The sequence below is a fragment of the Photobacterium sp. 270122K genome, from assembly GCF_059941365.1.
The window spans coordinates 290,989-316,205 of the sequence record NZ_JBPOEN010000006.1; the positions used below are offsets into that span (position 1 = coordinate 290,989).

The following is a 25,217-nucleotide window of genomic DNA, read 5'->3' on the forward strand; positions in this document are numbered from 1 at the left end:
ATGTCCCGTTACACGTCTTTGGGTCAACTGCAGAGGAAAATGTGTGGAGCAGCATTTTCTCAGCATTTTATCTTTTGATTACATTATTCAATTTTTTTTGAATAACTCAACTTTTGTTTCGAGTATTTTGAAAAAAATTGAAAATTCACTGGTTCAGATCAAGTTTAAGCCGCCGAAAACGATTACCTTGGCTTACTTATTGAGCAATAGTGCTTTTCCATGTAACGTTTTTGATACCACTTAAACAAAAAGCACAAAATAAACCGCAACGGAATACAACGGTAGAACCGAGTCTCATGATAAGAATAGGCGGTGTGCCACCTCCTCGCCGTGGGCAAGCAGGCAGACACCGTCAACAGGCAGGTAACCGTATGAAATCGGTCACGAACAGGCGGGCAATTACAGCGTTATTGTTTGAGAGGTTTGAGAGGTTTGAGAGGTTTGAGAGGTTTGCGACGATAACGCGTCAAACCACCGGCTCAGAAACACCATCAGGTGACGAATGCGGGGATTCACATGCACATCACGATGGCAAACAAGCCACCACTGCGTGTTTGGAATGGGCGCATCCGGAAACACAGGCACCAATTCAGGGTGACGTTGCGCCACCTCTTTATACATGGCGGCGATACCGGCTTTCGCCCGCACCAGCTCCAACTGCATAATGTAGCTGTCTGTGCGATAAGGAAACTGTGACTTCACCACCGGCTTGCCGATCTGCGCGGCAGTGCGGGTATACAAATCCAGCTGATCAAAGCCAATAATATGAAAATTACGCCCATGCATTTGCCCCAGTGACGAAGGCATGCCGTATTCCGCGATATAGTCTTTATGCGCAAAAAAACCGACCGCATGCTGATAAAGGTGACTGACGACCAAATCCGGTTGGGTATGACGCTGACGCGAGATCTGCACATCGGCTTCTCGCTTGTTCAAATTGACATCTTGGTTATTAACCAAGATCTCGACTTCGATGTGAGGAAACGCTGCATTAAACGCTTTCAGTGCTTGCGGGAGGTAGTAAAACGCCGCGACCTCACTCACGGCCAGTCGCACATGCCCCTCATGCTGATCGTTGCTGGCATTCACTTTGCGCATAAACCCTTCCACCCCCCGTGCGGTTTGCTGCGCTGACGCCAATAACCCCTCCCCCAATACCGTCAGTTTCAGGCCATTACAGGAACGGTCAAACAAGTTAAATCCCACCCTGTCTTCCAAGGCTGAAATTTGACGACTCACTGTCGGTTGAGACATCCCCAGCACCTGTGCAGCGGCTGACATACTTCCCTCTTCCACCACTGCGAGGAATATCCGTATGCTATCCCACTCCATGCTATGCATTATCAAATACCACTATGCCAATTTGTCTGTTTACTATACCGCCAAAAATCCCTTACCTTCTTGGTAATCCTTTGAATTGAATCGCAAGGTTGAGGGTAAGTATGAGAAAAGCCTTAGTATTGGGCATTGAGCATGAGATGGGTGCCTTGCTGTGTAAAACCTTAGCCAAGTATAACTGGCACGTTACGGCAACCATTGATGATCCTAGCCAGCCGATTACGCTTACCCATAACCTGACACTGGCAGAGATCTCCCCGACGGAGACGGATTTTCTCGATGAGCTCATCGCAGAGAGCGATACGGTTTTCCTGCACCTGCCCGACCCGACTCTCGGTGGGCAGGTCCTTTTTTCCTTAGAGACCATCACCGCCCTGATCGCCAAACACCAACGTCATCTGGTGCTGACCACCAATTTTTATGAGGTCACGCCTTCACTGTTTTCCTCTTTCACGTTTTGGCGCGAGAAAAAGCCCCTTCCTATTGCCCTGTCGGCCAAGTTGCAATCACAACTTGAACGGGCTTCAGAAGCCGGCGCCCACATCTCCGTCCGCTGTTGTGGCCACAGCCTGAGCTGCGCTCTGCAACACGGTTACTTAGGCATGCTGATCAAAGAAACCCAAAATAAATTAATCGTTCAATCCCCCAGCAATTATACCCAGAACCACTACTGGACCTTTTTACCGGATTTGGCGGAAAACATTGTCCACCAGCTCTCGACGCCCGCCGCCAAATCGCTTGAGCCCCCCCGCGCGCTGGATGTCACCTACTACCCGGGGCATCAAGCCAGCATTAAAGACATCGCCCGCTGTTTGGCCCTCAGTAGCGGCAAACCCGTCACCGTCACGCACCTGCATTGGACAGTCATGGAGTGCATTTCATTGTTTTCGCCATTATTTCGCGGCTTTTTGAGCATGCGCCGTATTTGGCAACACGGCAGCCAACTGCCCTCACAGCGCAGTAGCTCGGCCTCACAAGCCGCCCTGTTCCATACGCCCTTAGAATTAGCCTTACAGCAAAGCTGGCACCACATGAAATAAAAAACGCGATGCCTTTCACAAGGCATCGCGTTATTGTCTCTCGCGGTTCAACGCCACCAGAAGCAACGTCACCAGACTGCGGCGGCTAAAGGCAAATCAACCTACTGGTCGATTTGCGCCTGAAACGTCATGTAGTGCGCATACAACGCCTCAATGTCGTTGCTGCACATGCGATCCATACTGGCCTGCAGTTGCGCCATCGGCCAATTCCACCATTTCATCGTCAGTAGCAACGCAATGTGTTCCTCACTGAAACGCTTCTTCACCACCTGACCCGGATTGCCCACCACCACCGCATACGGCGGCACATCTTTGGTGACAACGGCACGTGCGCCAATCACGGCACCATCCCCGATGGTCACGCCCGGCATGATCACGCATTCCGAGCCAATCCACACGTCATTGCCCACCACGGTGTCACCGGCACGCTCAAAGCCTGACTTCACTTTGTCGCCAAACTTGCTGACATCAAAGGGAAACGATGAGACCCAATCATGACGATGGCCTTGATTACCGGCCAGCATGAACGTCGCCCCGGAAGCAATCGAACAGAATTTACCGATAATTAACTGATCCACGTCGCCGAAGATCCCTGACTCCCATACCGCACGGCTGGAATGATCCCCCAGCAAGTACCGCACGCAGTGGTCTTCAAAATGTTTATCGTGATAATAGCCCGAATAATAGGTGTGATCGCCGACCTGAATATTCGGGTTACGGATGTGTTCCTTGATTTCATAACCGCCAAGCCATGACGGAAAAATGGATGATGACATAGCCACCCCTTATAATAATGACCGCAGCACACACATGGCCCATAAAACGTCCAGCTGCATCACATTGGCTCTCCCACAAAGGTGTCCCCTATGTCATTACAACCCCTGCACGCCGCTTACCTCGGTGAACTGTACGGTATTGCCTTTTTTACTGCTTTTGCCCAAGAGTATAGTGACGATACGCACATCTATAAATGGCAACTTTTGATACACGTCGAACAAATCACGGCAAAACGCCTGAAAAACTACCTTGATCCCCGCGGAATAACCTGTTCACCGCACGATATGGCGATGGAAAACAAAGGGCGACAAGAGGCAAAAAAATGGATAGATCGCGATTGGCCCAGCCTGATGGACACCTTGGTACCTTGGGTTGAACCCTATGCGTTACGCTACCGACAAGACGCGGCGCACGCCACCGACCACCATGCCATGTTTGATTTGGTGCAACAGCATGAGGATGCCATTTACGCCTTTTTATTGGCAGAGCAGCAGGTCACGCACAGCGGGATCCCACATCTGGAAGCGTTTATTGCTCGCTATCAGGAGGATGAGGCGTGATCCGCAGAATTGCGCCCTCAGGCAAGCCGACAGGCGATACAGATAACAAAACGTCACCCTGTGTGTTGTAGAAAGCCTTTGCGTGTATTAACAATCAAGCACGGACACGCTTTAGGATCGGACACGTTATGGCAAAAACACCCCATAAAATTCGCTGCGTTATTTTTGATTGTGATGGCACGTTAGTGGACAGCGAAAGGCTGTGCAATCAAGCCCTGGTTAATATTTTTACTCGCCAAGGCGGCACGCTGACGCTGGCCACCTGCATGGCCCATTTCCAAGGCGGGAAAATTGCCGACATCCTCAATGAAACCCGTGAGCGGGCGGGCGTTCGCTTACCTATTGACATTTTAGAGCCGATGTATCGAGAAGAGTGTCGCCAACTGTTTGAGCAACACCTCAAGCCGATTGCGGGGGTACCTGAACTGCTCGCGCACCTCACGGAGATGGGGATTGATATGTGCATTGCCTCTAACGGGCCAATTCAGAAAATGGAGCAAACGTTGGGGCTGACCAAGCTGATGCCCTACTTTGAGCACAAGCTATTCAGTGGCTTTGAAGCCAGCAGTTGGAAACCAGACCCGGATTTGCTGCATTTTGCAGCCATGCACATGGGCTACCGTCTGCAAGACTGCGTGTTTGTGGATGATACGCGTAATGGAGTGCTCGCTGGCGTCAACGCCGGGATCCCCACCTTTCATTACGCAGCGCCCGACGCACCCCGCTTGAATCTGCCAACGGTCACAACGTTAACCGCCATGCCACAGCTGCTGGATCACATCACCAAAAAATAAGGGGAAGCAGTCTGCTTCCCCTCATTCACGGTTCACTTGGCGTAGCCGCTTAGGGCTCGTTGTCAGCGAAAAACGTATCCCATGACGCCTGCCAGGTTTGATCTTGGTACTCTTTGGTCGCCGATTTATGTTCCGTCCCTGCTGCCGATGCGCTGCCGGCCGGAAGCGATGCACGTGATGAGGCACTTCCGCCTGCGTTCGCCATTGATGCGTTCACCGGCGCGGTTGGAGGACCCGACGTCGACACCGATCCAGCCTGCTGCCACGATAAGCTATCGAGCTCATTATTGAGCGCCTGTGACGCTGACAGGGTTTGACTCGGCGGCTCGATGGTGGCCGGATCGTTGATCAGCAAGGCGTCATGGATGCCAGATTCCACCACCTCTTTGCCTGTCGCGAGCGCTTGTAACACCTCACGGCTCGGGCGATAACCTTTACGCGCATAGATCCGATCCAACAACTGGATCACCGCCAAAGGGGGCGCCTCTTCTTGCTTGATCATCTTATAAATCGTGTTAGCCACGTTTTGCACGCCCAAGATGGCATCAATGCCAATCCGCTGTACCGCTTTATCGCGCTCGATTTTCGCCGCCTGCTGCCCGTTCACGTACGCCATCGAATACCAAATGTAGGCCACCGCGGCATCATTCGCCGCTGTGCCTAAGTGCATACGCGCAGCCAGTAATTGGGCTTCGATATTGTCCAATTCCGCCGCGCGTTCCAGCCAGTACAAGGTGTGAGCTTTGTCTTTCTCTACCCCGATCCCCATCTGGTAGCAATACGCGGCTTTCACACAGGCTTTGGCGTCATTTTGCAACGCCGCCCGTACCCGCCACATAAAGGCGGCATGCGGATCTTTATGGGTATTTTTCTCTGAGATGAACCAGTCACCCAAAAACAGTTGTGCGGGCAACCACCCCGCATCTGCCGCGGCTTCCACGTTACCTAAACCGGTTTCAATATCGATCGCGGTGCCTTGACCCCGGATTTGATAACGACCTAAATCAAACAACGCCGCCGGATCACGCTGCTGTGCTTTCAGCACCTGCTCCCAATAGCGGGATTTCGCTTCCCCTTCCGGATCCTCCATGTCCATGCGGCACAAACGCGCTAAGGCATTCTGCCCGATGGCATTGTTCTGCTCTGCCGCTTTCAGGTACCAATACAGGGCTTCACGCAGGTTGCATAACTCAAATTCTTTCGCCAATGACAACTGACTCGGAATATGGCCCGTTTGCGCTTTAAAGATTTTCTCTTCACGCTCTGCAACTTTGGCTCTTTCCAAAACCCGCTTATATTTATCTTCTTTTATTCGCTGTGCTTCACGGACCTTTTGCTGCTTTTCCTGGGCATCAAAATAGCGAAACAGCATCCAAGCTAGTAAACCGCCGGCCACACCCAGGCCAACAAGTAGATTAGACATACACCCTCAATGGCTTTTTAACTCACCTTTCTGTGCCTGTGGCCCCGAACGACACCGTCAAATGCACGCTTTCCACCCTCACAGCCAGCGCAAAAATAAACGGTAACGCGATCAACGATTCCACAGAAAAACAACAACAACCAGCAGATGAGTGCTAAATTTTTGATAACGCTCCATGATAACACCACTTGTTGACACCATTCGACCCATAATCACGATTTAGGAGGCAGGGATGTTTCTCGACTATTTTGCACTCGGCGTTTTATGTTTTGTCGCGGTGTTTTTGTTTTACGGCATCATCGCTATTCATGACATTCCCTATGAAATATCGAAAACCCGTAATCACCCCCACCAAGATGCCATTCATTATGCGGGCTGGGTCAGTTTGTTTACCTTGCATGCGCTGTGGCCTTTCTTGTGGATCTGGGCCACGCTGTGGCGCGAAGATCGCGGCTGGGGGTTCACAAAAATTCAAAACGAGCAGCATGAGTTGCACCATGAACTGCTCAAGCTCACCGAGCAGGTGGAGTACCTCACCGAAAAAGTCGCGCAACTGGAAGTGATGCAAGCACGCCAGCAGAAAGGGGATCGCTAATGGATTTATTGCTGATCTTAACCTACGCCGCGCTCTGTATTGCCATTTTTAAAATCTTCAATATCCCGTTAAATAAATGGACGGTCCCCACCGCTGTACTGGGGGGCGTCATCTTGGTCGGCACATTAATCTTACTGATGAACTACAACCACCCCTACACCAACCAAGGGGGACAACTGTTTGTCACCACCCCCATTGTCCCCGGTGTCAGAGGCAAAGTCACCGACGTGCCCGTCACCCCGAATACGTTAATCAAAAAAGGCGAGATTTTATTTAAAATTGACCCGACCCCTTTTCAGGCCCAAGTAACGTTACAACGGGCCGCCCTCGCCGAAGCCAAGCAAACTGTGTTAGGGCTGGAAGCCAGCTATAAAGCGGCACAAGCAACCACCGCAAAAGCTGTCGCCGAGCGCACCCGTACCCTCAACCAATTTACGCGGTATGAAAAGGGCTTTAAACGCGGGGCATTTACCGCCGCCGAAGTGGACAATCGCCGCCAGTTTTACCGCAGTGCCGATGCCGCACTTGAAGCCGCCCGCGCGGAAGAACGCCGGGCTAAATTGGCCTATGATTCCGAAATCATGGGCGAGAATACCACCGTGGCGAAGGTGCAAGCCGCGTTAACGCAAGCGGAATTTAACTTAGCCGAAACCGTGGTACACGCGCCGACCGATGGCTATGTCACTCAGGTGCAATTGCGTCCGGGGATGATGGCGGTGCCCCTGCCGTTGCGCCCGGTCATGACCTTTATTCACCAAGAAGAGCAGTTTTATATTGGCGCCTTTCGCCAGAACTCCCTGTTACGTCTGGAACCGGGATTTCAAGCGGACTTTATTTTCCGCGCCCTGCCCGGGAAAACTTTTCAAGGGGAGGTGATTGAAGTGTTGCCTGCCATCGGGGAAAGTCAGGTACAAGCGGCGGGCATGCTGTACGGCAGTGATTTGTTATTGCGCCATGGCCGTCCGTTGATCAAATTGAAAATCAACGATGATCTGAGCCAATACGGCCTGCCGTTAGGCACCAGTGTGGAAATCGCGGTGTATTCCGACAGCTTTGAGCATGTGTCGGTGATGCGCAAAGTACTGATCCGCATGAAAAGCTGGCAAAACTATCTCTTCCTTGATCATTGATCCGATAAAGACACGCGCCCTCGCATGCCGTGGGCACGTGTCCCTTTCCTGCTCCGCCCCGCACTCCCTATACTGATAACAGTGTCAGACGATCTTTTCCGTAAGGAGTCACGATGTTATCGCTTTTTGATATTTATAAGATCGGGGTCGGCCCCTCAAGCTCCCATACCAACGGCCCGATGTTGGCGGGGTATGATTTCTGTACCCAGTTGATGCCGCACCTCCCCCTTGTCACTCGCGTGCAAGTCGATCTCTATGGCTCACTGTCATTAACCGGTAAAGGCCACCATACCGACAGTGCCACGCTGCTTGGCCTGATGCACCACCAGCCTGACCGCATTGATATTCGCCTTGCTAACCAGCAGCTCGCCGAAGGCATACAGCACCACACTCTGTTACTGGCAGGCCAGCAGTCCATCACCTTTGTGATGGATCGTGACATGCGTTTTCATGACACCAATTTACCCTTGCATGAGAACGGCATGACCTTACACGCGTTTGATAGCAAGAATACGTGCCTGCTCAGTGAAACCTATTATTCGATTGGTGGCGGCTTTATCGCCACGGCCGATGAATTACAGCACGGCAAAGCCAGCCATGACGTGACCGTGCCTTACCCTTTTCAGTCGGCGCACGATTTACTGACGCTGGCCGACAAGAATGGCCTGAGTATCGGCACCATGCTGCTGCACAATGAGCAAGCCTTTCGCTCGGCGAACGACATCGATGAGAAAACCGCACAGATCTGGCAAGTGATGCGTGACTGCATGACCCGGGGCTTTCAGACTGAAGGGGTGTTAGACGGCGGTTTGCACGTGGTACGACGCGCGCCTGCGCTGCTCAAAAAGCTTGAGGCGAACCAAGGGGTCGAGCATGACCCAATGGCGGTGCTAGATTGGGTCAACCTGTTTGCGTTTGCCGTGAGTGAAGAAAACGCGGCCGGTGGCCAAGTGGTCACTTCGCCAACCAATGGTGCCGCCGGTGTGATCCCCGCCGTGCTGATGTACACCCACCGATTTATCGGAGAACTCACGTTAGCGCAGTTGAAAGACTTTCTCGCCGTCTCTGCGGCGATTGGCATGCTGTATAAGATGAACGCCTCGATTTCCGGTGCGGAGGTCGGCTGTCAGGGCGAAATTGGCGTATCCTCCTCGATGGCGGCGGCAGGCCTCACGGCCATTGCGGGGGGCAGTAATGAGCAAATTTGCATGGCGGCAGAAATTGCCATGGAGCACTCACTGGGGATGACGTGCGATCCGATCGGCGGCTTGGTGCAGATCCCCTGTATTGAACGTAATGCCATGGGGGCAATGAAAGCCATTAACGCCTCGCGCATGGCGTTAAAACGCAACAGCAAATCGCGGATCTCGCTCGATAAGGTGATTGAAACCATGTACCAAACCGGGAAAGACATGAACAAGAAATACCGTGAAACCTCACTCGGCGGTCTGGCGATGATCCACTTGGCCCCGCCGTGTGAATAATCCCTGTCTCTGCCTCCGACGGCTCCTCCTCATAAAAAACAGCCATAAAAAAACAGCCGCATCAGGCGGCTGTTTTATCGACTTATTTGAACGTCACGATTTAAACGTCACTATTTGAAGGTCACAAGGTTACGCTGGTAGGTTTCAAACTGCGCTTCCACCGCATCTGATGCCCCCCCGGTTGCCTTGCTCACAACAATGATGGACAAGCCCGCCAAGAAGAAGCCCGGTACCAATTCATACAAATCGAAGATACCGCCCGTGAGCTGTTTCCAAATCACTACCGTCAGCGCACCGACAATAATACCGGCCAATGCACCATTACGGTTCATGCCTTTCCAGAACAGGCTCAACAACAAGGCCGGACCAAAGGCCGCACCAAAGCCGGCCCATGCGTATGACACCAAGCCCAACACGGTACTCTCTGGGTTCATTGCCAACATCAGGGCAATGAACGACAAGATGATCACCGCGGCACGGCCCACTTTGACGATCTCATCCGACGAAGCTTGCGGACGGAACACTTGCTTGTAGAAATCTTCTGCCAGCGCCGACGACGACACCAACAGTTGTGAGTCCGCCGTACTCATGATCGCCGCTAGAATGGCCGCCAATAGAATACCGGCAATCACAGGGTGGAACATGGAGTTCACCAGCAACATAAAGATACGTTCGCTGTCTGCCAGACCGCCGACCAATTGGTTGTCCACATACAGGATACCGGTCAAACCGACCAGAATGGCACCGGCCATCGACAAGGCTGTCCATACCACCGCAATACGGCGCGCCGTGGTAATGTCGGCGTTGCTACGGGTCGCTTTAAAACGGGCCAAAATGTGTGGCTGGCCGAAGTAGCCTAAGCCCCACGCCATCAATGACACAATCGCCATCAGTGATAGTGGCTCGCCCTTCACATTGTTAAACATTGTCAACAACTCTGGGTTTTTTGCTTCCAACGCCATCGCCAGATCGCCGAAACCACCTTCCATTGCGGCAATCGGCACAATCATCAGTGCTGCTGACATCAATAAGCCTTGCACCAAATCGGTCCACGATACCGCGAGGAAGCCACCAAACAGGGTGTATGACACCACACACAAGGTGCCGATCAACACGGCCACGGGATAGTCCAAACCGAACACGGTTTCAAACAGTTTACCGCCAGCAACCAAACCCGAACTGGTATAGAAAAGGAAGAACAGCAAAATGAAGAACGCTGAAATGGTTTGGATCAGTTTGGATTTGTCATCAAAACGGCGCGCAAGAAACTCTGGCATCGTCAGGGCATTATCGGTCGTAATGCTGTACGTACGCAGACGCTTGGCACAAATCAACCAGTTCAACCACGTGCCCAACAGCAAGCCACCGGCCAACCAGAACGACTCGATACCGGCCGCATACGCATAGCCCGGCAACCCCAACAGCAGCCAGCCACTCATGTCAGAGGCCCCTGCCGATAACGCTGCTGGCCATGGCCCTAACGTCCGTCCACCCAAAAAGTAATCGGCTGAGCTGGCCGTGCGTTTATAGGCCAGATAACCGATGGCTAACATGCCAATCAGGTACGTGATAAAGGTTGCCGTGATGGCAAAATTGCTTTCAATCATTGCTGGAGTTCCCTCACTCAGTGCCACTGTGCATTGCAGCGGCGTTGTGGTTATTGCTTCGTAAAGTTGAAGGGGGGAGCGGTCAGGCAGTGGTGCAAGCAAACATCCACACCGCCTTCTGACTCCCCCCACGTGAATAAAACGGTGAACCCATTAATCTGGCCATCACCGGTACTGGTTCTTGCTTGTTCTTACAATTGGCCCCTTGCCGCTGCCATGCTGTTTTTGTCTCAGCGGCTTACCCTATCGCGTTTAGGCGCTTGCCTCGCCACTGCCCAATTCCAACAGGGTTGCGTTTCCGCCCACCGCCGTGATGTTGATGGTGCGGGTACGCTCCGTGACAAAGCGGAGTAAATAGGTCGGGCTACCGATCACGGGCAGCGTCGCCACATCGGTCTCCCCGATCACCGCGGCTAAGCAGCCTCCGTCACGGGCCGCCAACTGACGGGCGATCCTCTGCAATGAGGCCGCTTCTCCCGCATACGCCACCCCCGCGACCACAGGCAATGCTAAGACCGCATCGAGGGCATCGTCAGGTACCGCACTGATCGCCGTACAGCCACAAAGGGTCAGTTGCGCGACGATGTCATCGGCGTCGACAGCATTCGCTTCCGCGGCCTCTGCTGGCAAACACAACAATACCGTGTTGCCCGTCACCAGTGCCGCGGTGATCTGGCCGATCACCGCAACGGCGGACGTCACAGGGGCAGCAGTCACCACAAAGGTACCGCGCCCTGCGCAATACACTTCATTGCTTTCCCCTGTCGGCCCCGGCATCAGATAGATACGTGCAACCTGCACTGACGCTTGCTGACAGTGGAATTCCACCATCGCCCGCGAGGCAGGCGGTAAGCGCTCGCCCCAGCGTCGCAATATGGCAATCCGCGCGTCATAGCCCAGATCATTCCAGCCTTCCCACGCCGCTAAGTGTGTGTTAACGATAGTCTCAATAGTCATGATTCACTCCTTAATAGTCCACTTAACGCCGGTTAGGCTTGCACAATGTCTTGGGTAAAACGCAATAAGTAATGCGGGCCGCCCGCTTTCGGGCCGGTTCCTGATAACCCTTGGCCACCAAACGGTTGTACCCCAACCACCGCCCCGACCTGATCGCGGTTGATGTAGCAGTTACCCACTCGTGCACGGCGCTCAATATGGCGATAGGTCGTTTCGTTACGGCTGTGCACCCCGAGCGTCAAACCAAACCCGGTCTGGTTGATCTGTGTAATCACGCTATCGAGCTCACTGGCCTGATAGCGCACCACGTGCAAAATCGGACCGAAATGCTCCTGTTTCAGCTGGGCAATGCTTGAAATTTCAAACGCCGTTGGCGCAACAAAATCGCCGAGATCACATGCCGCCGAGCAAGGCGCTTGAGCGATCAATATCGCTTGGTTTTTCAATGTTTGAATATGGGTTAACAATTTGTCTCGCGCCGTGCCATCAATCACCGGCCCCACATCCGTTTGATACAAGCGGGGATCGCCCACTTGTAATTCCGCCATGGCACCTTTGATCAACCCGATCACGCGCTCGGCGATGTCTTGCTGGACATACATCACCCGTAAGGCCGAACAACGCTGACCCGCCGAGGCAAACGCCGAACGCATCACATCCCGCACCACCTGTTCTGGCAGGGCAGTACTGTCAACGATCATGGCGTTCTGGCCGCCGGTTTCGGCAATCAAAGGCACCGGTGCACACGCACGGGCCACGAGCGCACGGTTGATCCGCAGTGCGGTGTCTGTTGAGCCGGTAAACGCCACCCCGGCAATACGTGGATCTGACGTGATCCCCGCCCCCACCGTGTGGCCCGTGCCCGGCAGCAATTGAATGGCGCCAGCCGGGATCCCCGCTTCGCGCATCAATTCCACCGCCCGGAACGCAATCAGCGAGGTTTGCTCTGCCGGCTTGGCGACCACGGTGTTACCCGTGACCAAGGCCGCAGACACTTGCCCAAGAAAAATCGCCAAGGGGAAATTCCACGGACTGATACAAGCAAACACCCCACGCCCTTGCTGGTGGATCGTGCGCATTGTGCCGTCATACCCGTTCACCGTTCGCGGTGAGGCCAATTCACTCTCGGCCTGCAGGGCATAAAATCGACAGAAATCGACCGCTTCACGGATCTCATCAATCCCATCGTGGATCGTTTTACCGGCTTCCCGATGACACAGAGCGACCAACTCGCCCGTATGGGCTTCCAGCAAATCCGCTAACCGTTGCAGGCAAGCGGCACGTTCGGCAACCGGTGTATTGGCCCACGCCGGATAGGCCTCGCTCGCACACGTAATGGCGGCATCCACCTGCGCGGCCGAGGCATACGTCACCTGCCCGACCTGTTCACGCCGATCATACGGGGCCGTCACCGGCACGGGCGCTTGTAAATCGTCACGCGCCGCGTCAACAGGGTCATATTGCGTGATCCCATTGATCAGCGGGCTCGCCTGCCACTGGTGCGTGGCAAAGCGTGCGACCTTTGCAGCAAACGGCGTCCACTCAGAGGCAATATCGATATTGACCCCTGCCGAATTGCGCCGCGATGCCCCAAAGATTGCCGGCGGTAAGGGGATCAAGCTGTTGTGCAAACTGGCACGGCTTGCCAGCACATCGACCGGATGTTGGATCAAACTGTCCACCGGGCATGCCGCATCCACCAAGCGATGGACAAACGAGCTATTGGCGCCGTTTTCCAATAAACGACGCACTAAGTACGGCAGCAGATCTTTATGGCTGCCGACCGGTGCGTAAATCCGCACGTGTGTGCCATGCATCGCCATCACATGGTTATACAGGGCATCCCCCATGCCATGCAGACGCTGAAATTCAAACCCATCATTCACCGCGGCATGCGGGGCGTCGCCACCGGCCATCGCCATGATGGCGGAGACCGTGTGGGCATTATGGCTGGCAAATTGCGGGTAAATCAGCCCCCGTAAATGCGGGGCCAACAAAAAGCGCGCGCACGCTAAATAAGACGTATCTGTGCCTTCTTTGCGGGTAAACACCGGATAATCCGCATAACCACTTTGCTGTGACAGTTTGAGCTCGCTGTCCCAATACGCGCCTTTCACCAAACGCAGTGGGATCACATCCCCCTGCTCACGCGCCAGTGCAGCCAACCAGGTCAAAACCGGCAACGCACGCTTGGAATACGCCTGCACCACTAAGCCAAACCGTCCCCAGCCTTTGACGGCAGGGTCGGTATACAATTTTTCAAAAAGTTTGAGTGATAACTCCAAGCGATCCGCTTCTTCGGCATCAATGGTGATCCCGACATTCAATTCGCGGGCGCGGATCAAGAGCGTCAACACCGTCTGATACAACTCATCCAGTACGCGGGCTTCATTGGCCACGTCATAACGGGGATGCAGAGCTGACAACTTGATCGATACTGTCGGATCCGGTGAGCCTTTATGGCCATTCGCCGCTTGCTGATAACGATCGCGTCCTACCGCTTCAATCGCCATCACATAGTCTTTGCCGTATTTGTCCGCATCTTGCGCGGTCAACGCGGCTTCACCGAGCATGTCAAACGAGTAGGTAAACCCTTGATCTCGCTTTGACTTGCCGTTTTTCATTGCCTCGGCAATGGTGCGTCCCAGTACAAACTGGTGCCCCATGATCTTCATCGCTTGATGCATGGCTTGGCGGATCACCGGCTCAGAGCATTTACTCACCAATCGGTTGATCACGTGGCTTGGCGTCCCGTCTTCGTTAGCATCCAAGGCCACGACTTTGCCGGTTAGCATCAGCCCCCACGTTGACGCATTCACAAACAACGAATCAGAATGTTTCAGGTGCGATTTCCAATCCGCCACACTGAGCTTATCGCGGATCAGTGCATCCGCCGTGGCGGCATCCGGGATCCGCATGAGCGCTTCGGCTAAGCACATCAACAAGATCCCTTCCTGGGTATCCAGACTGTATTCCAACAACAACGCATCGATCATCTGCACCGCTTGCTGATCAGCCCGCACGCGTTCAATCAGCAGGCGGGCTTGCTCCGCTGTCACGGTACGCTCGCGCTCCGTCGGCATCGCCAACGGGATTAGCTGCGTCAGCCAATCGGATTCATCGACATGATACTGAGCCGAAATCCATGGCCACAGGATCTCCCGTGAACGGGCAATAAACTCAGGGTGTAGCACTTCTGCCGCATGAAACATAACGATTCCCTCAATAGTGAACCTGCACCGAAAACTAGCATAACCGTTTACCCGGCATCCTCGATCTGGGCAGATGTTACAACCATGTTACCATTGAGGGAATTTTATTTTCCATCGCATCCTGCGTCTTGCGCTATTCTCCGATACTTTTTAGAAAAAGTCCGCCACTTAACAAAAATAGATCTGTATTTTTTAAATAAAACACAGAGATCGTTAACGCCACGTCGATAATTGAGCATTTTACGACCAAAAAAGACAGAAAACGGCAAGGCGCCAATCGGTTGTTCTGGGGGAGCCACGTTCAGGAAAAACGAAAACGGAACAAACGGCACCCATGGCCGAAAAAGAGGACGGAGAATTACGCAATAGAGGATAAAGAGAAGAACAACGGTGAGAGAAAAAGAAAAGTAAGAAGAAGAAGCAGAAAAAAAGTCAGCCTAACTAAACAAGCACCGTCACCCACGCTCCTCGGACAGGATGGCATGGATGACAATAGTACGGTCCGTTTTCTTGCTTCAACAAGCAAACAGAAAATAGCACGCCGTTAAGGCCGATCTTTACGGTAGCGCGCAGGCGGAATACCAAAAAGGCGGGTGAAAGCTTGAGTAAAACTGCTCTGGCTGGCAAAACCGGTACTTTGTGCCACCTGCGCCACACTCAGGCTCGAGGTTTCAATCAGATCGCGGGCAAATTCCAGCCGTTTTTTCAACACATACTGATGGGGGGTGACACCGGTTTGCTCTTTGAAGAGTAAATGAAATTGGCTTTCGCCCAAAAACACCAACCCCGCCAGTTGCGTCACCGAGATTTTACGCGTGATATGTTGAACGATGTATTGATCAATACAGTCCATATTGAGTCGGTGAGATGACTTGTGATCCTGCAATGGCTTGAAGTGACGATGCAACACGCACATTAATGTATCGGTACAGGCTTTACTCAGTAACAAATCATCAGGGTGCGCCATCATCTCTGCCGTCAGCATTTGGATCAAGCTTTGTGCTTGGCGATCAAGGTGAAAATAGCTGGACTGCTGAAACAAACGCGCCACACTGTCATTGGTATAGGCCGGTTGCACTTGCTCACTCGGTACATTGAGCACCAAGATTTCATTGTGACCAATGCCAGAGAACGCATGTTCGGAATCCGCCGTCACTAAACAGCCTTGCCCCGGGCACACCAAATTACCCACCCCTTCAATATCAAATTCAGTTTGCCCCGACAGGCCGATCACAATCTGGTTATAGCCATGATTATGATGATCCATCTGCTCGGGAAGCTTGACAATTTCAGACGGTTTATAGGAAAGCGAGTGCTCTTTCATGCGCGATAACCGCAGGGCCTTGGGGGAATGAGTTAAGACACACATCATACCACAAGTCCGTTCCTTGCCTAGCGCTGGAACGATGATCAAGATGGATTAAATTACGGTCAATGTCATTTCAATACTCACTCCCGAGATAATCCGCTTCCTTGGCTCAACACCTAGCCCGTTTCACGCTGCCACAATGCATGATGCGCACTGACAATGATAACGAAAACAATCAATATAACAGTTAAAAATCAGAAACTTAAACAATGCAACATCCAGAAGTCTCATTCCCCCTCTTTGCCACAACACACACTCACTGGTACATGCCTTGATCATACTTCTTAGCATAATAACGATCCAGATCAAGATCCTACTTGATCATCGTTCCTGTCAGACATGCAGTGTCCGTTTTTTTGTCACCATCATTCATTCTTCCACTACGAATCAATAACTTAACACTAACATCCGCAAGCCTATTTATTGATCCACCACACACTTTCCTGTTGTTCAATCGGTTAAAGCAACGATATCTTCTTAATTTTGTTACGAAAATTAAGAAACCTTGGTGTGTGTGGAAAGCGCCCATCGGTAAGGATAGGCTCCGTTCATTTCTAACATTGATCACCCCGGACGTACAAACACCCGCATATAACAATAACAGACACGCCTTTCAGCAGGCGTTTACACGCAATATCCGGATAGATAATCCTCGTCTGTCGGCTATTTGCCTGCGTATCAATATAATTGAGGAATTTATCGATTTTATAAACGTTAAACTTTGCACCAGAAATTAACATTAGCATCACGATATATAATCGATATATCATATTCGTCAGTATTGTAAATTATTCTACATTTTACCTGTGTGACCATTTAGCCTAATCTTTATTTTTTATTCTCTCCCTAACAACAACGGCCAAGGATCAGCAATGAATATAGCGAATAAAACAGAGTATAAAATAAAAAATGCCCATTTTTCGATGCAGCGGCCGCGTAGCATATAAATATACCTTGAGACTGCATGCATAATTAGACAGGTATAAGATGATTGCTCTCTTCAATATAAAAAAGGCACGCTGGCAAGTACCGCCTCCCGTTAATCTGCATACTCATTCATATAATCTAAAAAGAAAACCACTATCAAGCAGCTCAATTGCATAGATTTCGGAAAGCGCCTCACCAAGACACAAACCACAAATAGTTAATAGGTATGATACTTCATATAAATGCACGCTATCTCATGGAGATCAACAACAGCAAAGATAACTAAAAAACAAAAAAGTCAATAGGTGATTTCCCCCCTTACCACGACTTGTTGGCTAGGATATATTCGCTTCATAAACCTTCATCAGGATTTCCTGCTGAAGGTTTATCGTATCCAACATTGGATACTGACCCCTTAGGTCAATGGTATATACACCCTCATATACCTATCTATGTACCTAATGGGTTAACCTCTTCTACACGTCGTACAGGATTATGCTCTTAAGAGCCAAACTCTTGTCTTTGCCGACCTTTATGGTCGGCTTTTTTTTATAAATTTATCGCTGATGCCTAAAAAGCCGTCATCTTGATATTGTAACCTGAGCATATTCCTTTAAACTCCCCTTGGTAATTTGGCTCTCGTAATTTATCAGGCAACATAACGTGAAAAATAAAGTCGACCTTTCTTTATTGCATATATTTAATCAATTACCCGGCTGTTGGGGATGTAAAGATAAGGATTCTGTCTTTGTTTATGCCAATGCTGAATATGGGGGAATGATAGGTCTGGAACACCATTTAGACTGTATTGGTCGCACCGATTTTGACATGCCCAGCCCAACCATTGAATGCGCTGAACAATTTCAAGCCCAAGATCGCCTTGTCATGGAAACAGGGCAACGAATTCGCATATTGGATATCCACCCGTATTCCGATGGTAACTGGCGTGCACATTTGTTTACGAAAACACCGTGGAAAGATGAAGAAAACACCATTATTGGTACCATTTTTTCCGGCGTTGAGCTCAAAGACACGGCTGTTTTAGAGGTGGGGCATTGGATTTGTCGGGCGGCGGGATTAGACGGCAAAGAACACGCTTCCTTCAATTTGCTGCACACGCACCCGGCCATTCAGCTTAATACCCGCGAATCGGAAGTGCTCTTCTTATTACTCTACGGTAAAAAGCCACAATACATCGGCAAAGTACTCAGTGTGTCAGTCAAAACCGTGGAAAACTATGTGCTTCGCTTGCGGGAAAAATTTAACGCCAATTCAAAGAGTGAGCTCATTGATATCGCGTTAGATTTAGGGTTTGGCTCTCACATTCCAGAAAGCATGTTAAAACGCCAACTGTCGATTATTCTAAAAGAATAACAAGAGCAGCGTTGGCTGCTCTTGATCATGCTCGAGGTATTTAGGGGGCGAGACGCTCAATCTCCCATGACGACGCATCGTGATCGTGACGAGTATAAAGGAAGCGATCATGCAATCGGTTCGCACCACCTTGCCAAAACTCGATAGAACGAATTGTGACACGGTAACCGCCCCAGAACGTGGGGACAGGTACTTCACCTTGTGCATATTTTTGTTTGAGCTCCATGAATTTACTTTCCAACGCTTGGCGTGCCGTCAAGCGCGTACTTTGTTTACTCGCCCATGCAGCCAACTGGCTTTCTTTTGGCCGAGAAGCAAAATATTTGAGTACTTCACGTTTTGACAGTTTGGTGGCGGTGCCCGTGATGTGAACTTGTCGCTCTAAAGGGTGCCACGGAAAGTGCAAACTGATCTTCGCGTTATCTGCCAAATGGAGCGCCTTACGACTCCCCAAGTTGGTATAAAAAACAAAGCCCGTCTGATCAAAATCTTTTAACAACACTATTCGTTGGTAGGGTTGCCCTTCCTCATCCACCGTGGCTACCGTCATCGCCGTTGGATCCGTTAAATTGGCGGTGATAGCCTGTTGTAACCAGGTATCAAATAAATGCTCAGGCTGAGCCGGTAAATCCTGACGACGTAATCCCCCTTGGGTGTAATCTCGTCGAATATCAGACAATTCCATTGTTCACTCCACACATCGTAATCGTGTCACTATATACTCTCCCCCTGTCGCTATCCAGTCAGATATCGCGCGCCGTCCACACAAGAGTGCGCTCGGCTTTCAATTTATCATACAAATGATTTTGCACGGACTTCCATTCCTGGGGCCGAATGACTCCGCCATCACTCCCCCCCCCCATTCCTCCGCTTCATTTTGATAAACGGCTAGCAGAAAGCAATGGGTAAAATTGATTCAAATTCACTCCATTATGGCGTGCGTGTCAGAGCGCAGCAGGGATCAGATCGCAAAATACACGATGCGTACAATCATTCCATATCTTATTGAGCAAGAACAATTTAACGTTTAGTCGTCAACTCATGCCTTTTGTATTACTTCTGATTGAAAACCCAGAATTCGTTACATTTATTTACGAGTCATATCTGCATTTTAAAAGCAGAAAAGGCTTTTCACGGCAATTTGACATGAAAATTTGTTATTTTAGTAAGAGGCATTTTTGCAGCCTAACTGACTGATTTATCAATGCTCAACCACTGGCCAATCCTGCATCGCGCTATTTGAGAATGATTTATGACTATCGCCAAATATACTTTTAATGTGATTTTTTTCAGCCTGAGTTTGCTCTTGCTTAGTGCAGTGGCGGGTCATTTTTTTGCCGTAAAATCGACCCTCACGAAACAAGCAGAAATCCAACTTCAAACCCAAGCGTATTTATCTGAAACGCTGCTTGATAAAACATTCAATAGCGCAGAGCTTTTGTCTGACGATATTATTAATAGCAGTTTACGCGCGATCACTCAAACACAAGCGAGTATCTCGGTCGAATTAGTTTTGGCTGATGGCAGCAAAACATACACACAACAATCGTCACAACCATTCCATCAACCAGACTGGTTTACGATGCTCGCCCAGTTTGATTCGTTTGATACGTCGCGCACCTTATATAAAGATCTTTCGCCGTTTGCCACGTTACGTATTGCCTTATTGCCCGCACCTTGGCAACAACAACTGTGGCAGCAAACTCAGGTCTTCATCTATTTTGCGTTAGGGGTTTGCATCGTATTAGGCTTGCTGTCCTTCTTGATGCTCAAGCGAAAATTACGCGCCTTTAGCCAAATCGCCCATCACTACAGCACCATCGTGAATAACCAATTCTCAGGCCCATTACCTGTTCCTCATGATAAAGAGGGTCGTGAGATCACAAAAATGATCAACCACTTGATTGCTCAACTGGAAGCGAATTTCAAGCGCCAAGCCACTGAAGCGATCAAACTAAAAGAACAAGCCTACCGAGACAATGTCTCTAGCTTAGGCAACCGCCATTACTTCATTAACCAGTTAAATTCATGGTTAACGGATTCACATCAAGGGGGATTAATTATTCTTAAATCGACCCTGATTGATGATATCTATCGCGAAGCGGGGTTTGAGCTCGGGGATAAGTTTGTCCATTCATTGGCTGAAGAGCTCAATGCCAATATCATCCACAGCGATGTCACGCTCGCCCGTCTGTCTTATGATGAGTTTGCGGTATTAGCGCCGAACATTAGTACTGAAAAGTTAAAAGTGATCGCAGAATCCATGCTCACCGTCCACGGGGAATTGCAGCAACGCCATCATATTGACTACCCAGACAGCGTTCGCCTTGGCATGCTTGTGGTCCATCAGGCCAGCACCGCATCCCAACTGCTGGCGCAGTTGGATAACGTCTTAGCCAAAGCCGCATTAACCCCAGAACAACCGCTCGCCATCGCCGATGACTCCGAGCAGCCGATTTCTTTTGGTAAACAGCAATGGAAATCCTTGGTGTTAGAAGCGATTGACAATAACTTGATCCAATACAGCTACCAGCCCGTGGCAAGTGACACCAACAATATACTGCATTACGAAGTTTTTTCTGAGATCAGAAAAAACAATCAACAATACGGTGCATCCCAATTTCTGGGCGCCATTGAAGATGTGGGCGCAGGGGTGCAATTTGACCGCCACGTCATTGCTCACCACATCAACATGCTGAATGCGAACCCTAAATTTGGCCCTATCGCGATTAACGTCACCGCAAACAGTGCCAGTGATCCAGCGTTCATTCGTTGGCTCACCGAGCTGATGGAGCGCAATCAACGCCTGTCTTCGCGGATCTTTTTTGAAATCCCTGAGACCAGCTTTGTACGATCGCCGGATTCCAGCAGCTTGCTGTGTTCAGCGATTCGCTTCTACAAGTTTGGCATGGGCGTGGATAACTATGGCCGCTATCTGAAGTCGCTGGATTACTTACGCGAGTTCCGTCCGGATTATGTGAAGATTGATTTCTCCTATACACACCAGCTCAACGATCAGGTGAAAATCAATCTGCTGTCGTCCATTTCGCGCACGGCACACAGCCTGAATATCACCACGATTGCAACACGGGTTGAAACCGAGACACAGCTTGACCGTCTCTCTGACTTGTTTGTGACGGGCTTCCAAGGCTACATCATTGAAAACCAGCAAGTCAAAGCGTCATCAGGTAATCCCATTCAACCAGCGCTTTTCACGTAAGATGAAATAGCCTGTCCTATTTACAGTGTAAATACCTCAAACCGCCTCCTTGTAGGCGGTTTTTTTTATCGCGCTATCAACCTCAAATCTCAACCTATAATTTCAACCTCACCTGTCTCCGCAGCAGTGCGCCAGCACAGACAACGCTGGCATCATCTCTCTATGCCATTCCCCCTTTACATTCGCATTCCTCTTGTTATCGTCCCTGGCACTGGCCTAGCGAGATACCACGCAAGATTCTCACGAAGGAAAGCTGACGGAGCTTATCTCTCACCTTATGCATTAGAGAACGTCACTCACGTCGGCATATCCACGTATCAGCGTCTTGAGGGAGCAATCCCTCTTGCTATTTACACTGTAAATAGGCCAACAGATAACGCGTATTGATGGCCAGCTACCGTGTTGTCAGCCGTGCATCAATGAGGGCATCAAGAAGCCTGACGCCGACTCATGATTCAGCGTCTCATCATCCTCACAGTCACGATCAAACGCCTACATCCTTGGGTGGACAATGGCTTGAATATACTCAGGCGGCTGAACGGCCTTCTACAGCCAATATCGACAATCCGGTCTATCCTTATCAACCACGCGACTCATCAACGCTATTCATCGCCGTAAGACACGCGACAAAACCAGTGTCTACGGACAATGAGACAAAACAGGCTTTGAGCTATGCTCACGAGACAGTGTGTACAGGATAAACGTGGTCATCAACCAGCGAAGCTGACTATTCACCACACACAAACAAAACTAGTTGCATATGCAGGTAAAGGTAAGCTGAAGGTAACGAAATCTCAATGGCAGAAAGGGCAAACGCCAGACAATCGTATTGTACGGGGAACATCCCCAAGGATGACCCTGCCAGAGGATTCTAGAACAGAGAACAGAGAATAAAGACTAACCCGCTTCGCCGCTAAAGAGGCAGATGCACCACCTACCTTGTCTGACTGTGTCCAAGCCAGCGGCACAGCCGAGCTAAGCAGGCGGACCCATAGATAAAAAGACAACGCCAGTTAGACGCTTGTTGAACGCTCCATAAAGGATACCCATGAATCATTCATCACTTCATCAGCCAACTTATTAATGACTGACCGCTGATCGCTGGCTGAAATTTACAGTGTAAATCAGTGATAAAAAAAGCGCCCAAGGGCGCTTAGAGTGAGAATGGCTGGCGTGAAATTTACAGTGTAAATTCACCCCATCAATCATGGAGCAACATAGTAACGTTGAATAACAGCACGGACCGCCTGCTCAGCATGTTTCCGCCCAGTGAAACCAAAATCAGCGACCACGCGCGGCCACGCATGACGTTGGACCAATTTAGCAAACAGCAGTGCCCATCCATCTTCATGCTCCTCTGACGAGGACAACAACGTCTGGGCAAACCACTGTTGAAGAGCTGGCAATGCCGATTCAATGCCGAGTCCCCCTTGGCAAAACAATGCCAGCTGCTGATGGAGCAAGGGGGCAGACAACACGGCCGCGACCGGCTGTTGTGTCAGAGCATAACGGTACAATGGCAACGCTTCTGGCGCCGAGAGCTGGGCATAACCGTCCCCCCAATGACACGCTAAGCCTGCCGTAAACAGCGCTTGCGCCTGTGGCCACCAACACTGACTCACGGCAGAGATCGGTTTAACGCACAACAATGACGGATAACCACTGGTTGCATCGCGGGTAAAGCCCAAGCGTACAGGTTGGTACCCGTTGCGTAGCCAAAAACCCAGCAACTCTGGCAGGTAACCAAAACTGGTGCCGAGATAATCCCAGTGCGCTGACGCCCAATCCGCCACATCCGTCAATAAAGCACTGCCGACGCCTTGCTGTTGCCACTGCGGGTGAATGGCAATACGCAGAATACGCCCCGCAAGCTGCTCTGCGGCTTCGCCAATGCCAACTTGTGCCGCCAATGACTGCGCCAAGAGATGCCCCTTCGTACGACGTTCGCCCCGTTGGATCGCCGCCACTAAATCGGGGGCGAGTCCGCCTTCGGCCATCACCAGACAGCACCCGACCACCTGATCATCGGCCATGGTCACGAATGTATGCAGCGCAGGATCATCAAGCAGTGCCACCAAATCCGTCGGCGAGGTTTGATAATGGGCATTGACTAACAAACCAAAAACTTGCCCCAGCAAGATCTCGTTATGTAACCATTCATCCGCCGGCACCCGCCGTGTAGACAGTGGGGCAGCCGATGAAAATGGACAATCGACCAACGCCGTATTGAGCAACAGCGCCTGAAACACCCACCGCTCTAACGGATCTGCATTCGCCCAACGAATGGGTTGCTGCAAAGTGAGTTCACGCCATTGGGGCATGGTACAGTCCAAAAGTTGGCGAAACTTCACCGCAAAACCGCGGCCCGTGCCTTCATAACCGTGGACCGTGCTGGCAAATACCAGTCGATTAAAACGCCCAAGCAGTTGCGCCAATAACGGCGCAGGGATCGCCGCGGCTTCATCAACCATCACACAATCAAAGGTGCTACCGGAAGCCAGCAAGGCATCCGGTGCGACAAACTGCAGAGTGCCGTTCCCCACCGAGAGACTTTTTTGCTGACGAAAAGGCAGATCAAACGAGGCGGCCACATGGCGAAATAGGGTTTCAGCCGCGGCATAAGACGGGGCCGTCACCGCAATCGCGATCTTACGCTCAGCCAATAAACTGGCTGCCGCCAGTCCCAACGCTGACGACTTGCCTCGCCCCCGATCGGCGGTCAACACCAAAGGGCGTTTACGGTGTCCGGTCACGACCCGACGAATGGCCAAGATAGCCTCGGCTTGGCAGGCCGTCATCGCGCCGAATGCGCTCCCATGCTCGGGATCTGCCGGCGTCGAAACCTCTGAGGCCCGAGTAGAAGACAGAGATGGCGGCACAGGTAACGGTCGATCTTGGCGAACGACGAAGACACCGGACGCCGAAAAGTGCGAGGCCAGACGTTGATGAAAACGGGTGTCGGACGCACTTCCCCAGCCCGCAGGCAACAGCAGTAATGCGACGCCGCCCCCCATCACCGTGCCCGATAAGGCACCGAATGCTTCGGCATCAAAATCGTGCTGGCCATTGAAGATCACGCAATCACATTCGCGCCCCAACCATTGACGGGCCTGTTTAAAAGGCACCACCGGCAAATCGAATTCCTTGCCGTCCCATACAGCCGATTCCCCCACCGGCCCGCACCACAATGGCTGCCGATAATGTGCGATCCCTGACTGGGCCACCGTTGCACACCAATCCACACTCCCCTGCGCAACCACCAAATAACGGCAATGTGCCTGTTTGGCGGACCGCTGAAGCGCCAGCCAAAACTCATTTAACCCGTTCATCTACACACTCAATCAATAGTAACCCCGCCATAATACCAAGTTGCCCATACGATAGGCGAAAAAAAACCACGTCAAAAGACG

At 51.2% G+C, this 25,217-nt stretch carries 17 protein-coding genes; 8 read left to right on the plus strand and 9 right to left on the minus strand.

Features of this window, described 5'->3' with window-relative positions; all coding sequences use genetic code 11:
- Window positions 1-399 precede the first annotated feature (399 nt).
- Complete coding sequence (locus ACSF8W_RS13205) at window positions 400-1,341, minus strand: LysR family transcriptional regulator (protein WP_500847782.1); 942 nt, start codon at window positions 1,339-1,341, stop codon at window positions 400-402.
- A 101-nt stretch (window positions 1,342-1,442) separates the two neighbouring features.
- On the opposite strand from ACSF8W_RS13205, the gene ACSF8W_RS13210 reads away from it, so the two are divergent.
- Complete coding sequence (locus ACSF8W_RS13210; RefSeq protein ID WP_500847783.1) at window positions 1,443-2,378, plus strand: Rossmann-fold NAD(P)-binding domain-containing protein; 936 nt, start codon at window positions 1,443-1,445, stop codon at window positions 2,376-2,378.
- 101 nt (window positions 2,379-2,479) lie between these two features.
- On the opposite strand, the gene ACSF8W_RS13215 is transcribed toward ACSF8W_RS13210, so the two are convergent.
- Window positions 2,480-3,154, minus strand: a complete 675-nt coding sequence (locus ACSF8W_RS13215; protein ID WP_500847784.1) for a CatB-related O-acetyltransferase — start codon at window positions 3,152-3,154, stop codon at window positions 2,480-2,482.
- Window positions 3,155-3,244: 90 nt separating this feature from the next.
- Between ACSF8W_RS13215 and ACSF8W_RS13220 the strand changes: the two genes are divergently transcribed.
- Together ACSF8W_RS13220 and yieH are read left to right on the plus strand one after the other, a co-directional pair.
- Window positions 3,245-3,715: a hypothetical protein gene (locus ACSF8W_RS13220; protein WP_500847785.1), complete on the plus strand. Its 471-nt coding sequence runs from the start codon at window positions 3,245-3,247 to the stop codon at window positions 3,713-3,715.
- A 128-nt stretch (window positions 3,716-3,843) separates the two neighbouring features.
- Window positions 3,844-4,509: a 6-phosphogluconate phosphatase gene (yieH, locus tag ACSF8W_RS13225; RefSeq protein ID WP_500847786.1), complete on the plus strand. Its 666-nt coding sequence runs from the start codon at window positions 3,844-3,846 to the stop codon at window positions 4,507-4,509.
- A gap of 49 nt (window positions 4,510-4,558) precedes the next feature.
- Here yieH and ACSF8W_RS13230 read toward each other — a convergent pair whose 3' ends face one another.
- On the minus strand, window positions 4,559-5,932 hold the full coding sequence (locus ACSF8W_RS13230) for a tetratricopeptide repeat protein (RefSeq protein WP_500847787.1): 1,374 nt from the start codon (window positions 5,930-5,932) through the stop codon (window positions 4,559-4,561).
- Between the two features lie 232 nt (window positions 5,933-6,164).
- Here ACSF8W_RS13230 and ACSF8W_RS13235 point away from each other — a divergent pair, with 232 nt between their 5' ends.
- The 3 genes from ACSF8W_RS13235 (at window position 6,165) to ACSF8W_RS13245 (ending at window position 9,141) form a co-directional block, all read left to right on the plus strand.
- Window positions 6,165-6,527: a DUF3302 domain-containing protein gene (locus tag ACSF8W_RS13235; protein ID WP_500847788.1), complete on the plus strand. Its 363-nt coding sequence runs from the start codon at window positions 6,165-6,167 to the stop codon at window positions 6,525-6,527.
- The gene (locus ACSF8W_RS13240) at window positions 6,527-7,657 is read left to right on the plus strand and encodes an HlyD family secretion protein (protein WP_500847789.1); all 1,131 of its coding nucleotides are present in this window, start codon (window positions 6,527-6,529) and stop codon (window positions 7,655-7,657) included. The genes ACSF8W_RS13235 and ACSF8W_RS13240 overlap by 1 nt, the downstream gene beginning before the upstream one ends.
- A 113-nt stretch (window positions 7,658-7,770) precedes the next feature.
- Window positions 7,771-9,141: an L-serine ammonia-lyase gene (locus ACSF8W_RS13245; RefSeq protein WP_500847790.1), complete on the plus strand. Its 1,371-nt coding sequence runs from the start codon at window positions 7,771-7,773 to the stop codon at window positions 9,139-9,141.
- A 110-nt stretch (window positions 9,142-9,251) separates the two neighbouring features.
- Here ACSF8W_RS13245 and putP read toward each other — a convergent pair whose 3' ends face one another.
- The 4 genes from putP to ACSF8W_RS13265 form a co-directional block, all read right to left on the minus strand.
- Entirely contained in the window at window positions 9,252-10,748 is a 1,497-nt protein-coding gene (gene putP / locus ACSF8W_RS13250; RefSeq protein WP_500847791.1) for a sodium/proline symporter PutP, read from the minus strand.
- Window positions 10,749-11,000: 252 nt separating this feature from the next.
- Window positions 11,001-11,705, minus strand: coding sequence for an aldehyde dehydrogenase family protein (locus ACSF8W_RS13255; protein ID WP_500847792.1), 705 nt, complete (start codon window positions 11,703-11,705; stop codon window positions 11,001-11,003).
- 32 nt (window positions 11,706-11,737) lie between these two features.
- Window positions 11,738-14,917: a bifunctional proline dehydrogenase/L-glutamate gamma-semialdehyde dehydrogenase PutA gene (gene putA, locus ACSF8W_RS13260; RefSeq protein WP_500847793.1), complete on the minus strand. Its 3,180-nt coding sequence runs from the start codon at window positions 14,915-14,917 to the stop codon at window positions 11,738-11,740.
- 544 nt (window positions 14,918-15,461) lie between these two features.
- Window positions 15,462-16,241 (minus strand): helix-turn-helix domain-containing protein, encoded by a 780-nt coding sequence (locus tag ACSF8W_RS13265; RefSeq protein ID WP_500847794.1) that lies wholly within the window; start codon window positions 16,239-16,241, stop codon window positions 15,462-15,464.
- Between the two features lie 1,635 nt (window positions 16,242-17,876).
- Between ACSF8W_RS13265 and ACSF8W_RS13270 the strand changes: the two genes are divergently transcribed.
- A complete protein-coding gene (locus tag ACSF8W_RS13270) occupies window positions 17,877-18,587 on the plus strand; it encodes a helix-turn-helix transcriptional regulator (protein ID WP_500847795.1) in 711 nt (236 codons plus the stop codon).
- A 40-nt stretch (window positions 18,588-18,627) separates the two neighbouring features.
- On the opposite strand, the gene pdxH is transcribed toward ACSF8W_RS13270, so the two are convergent.
- A complete protein-coding gene (gene pdxH / locus ACSF8W_RS13275) occupies window positions 18,628-19,272 on the minus strand; it encodes a pyridoxamine 5'-phosphate oxidase (RefSeq protein ID WP_500847796.1) in 645 nt (214 codons plus the stop codon).
- Window positions 19,273-19,839: 567 nt separating this feature from the next.
- Here pdxH and ACSF8W_RS13280 point away from each other — a divergent pair.
- The gene (locus ACSF8W_RS13280) at window positions 19,840-21,807 is read left to right on the plus strand and encodes an EAL domain-containing protein (protein ID WP_500847797.1); all 1,968 of its coding nucleotides are present in this window, start codon (window positions 19,840-19,842) and stop codon (window positions 21,805-21,807) included.
- Between the two features lie 1,205 nt (window positions 21,808-23,012).
- Here ACSF8W_RS13280 and ACSF8W_RS13285 read toward each other — a convergent pair.
- On the minus strand, window positions 23,013-25,136 hold the full coding sequence (locus ACSF8W_RS13285; RefSeq protein ID WP_500847798.1) for a GNAT family N-acetyltransferase: 2,124 nt from the start codon (window positions 25,134-25,136) through the stop codon (window positions 23,013-23,015).
- Between the last annotated feature and the right edge of the window lie 81 nt (window positions 25,137-25,217).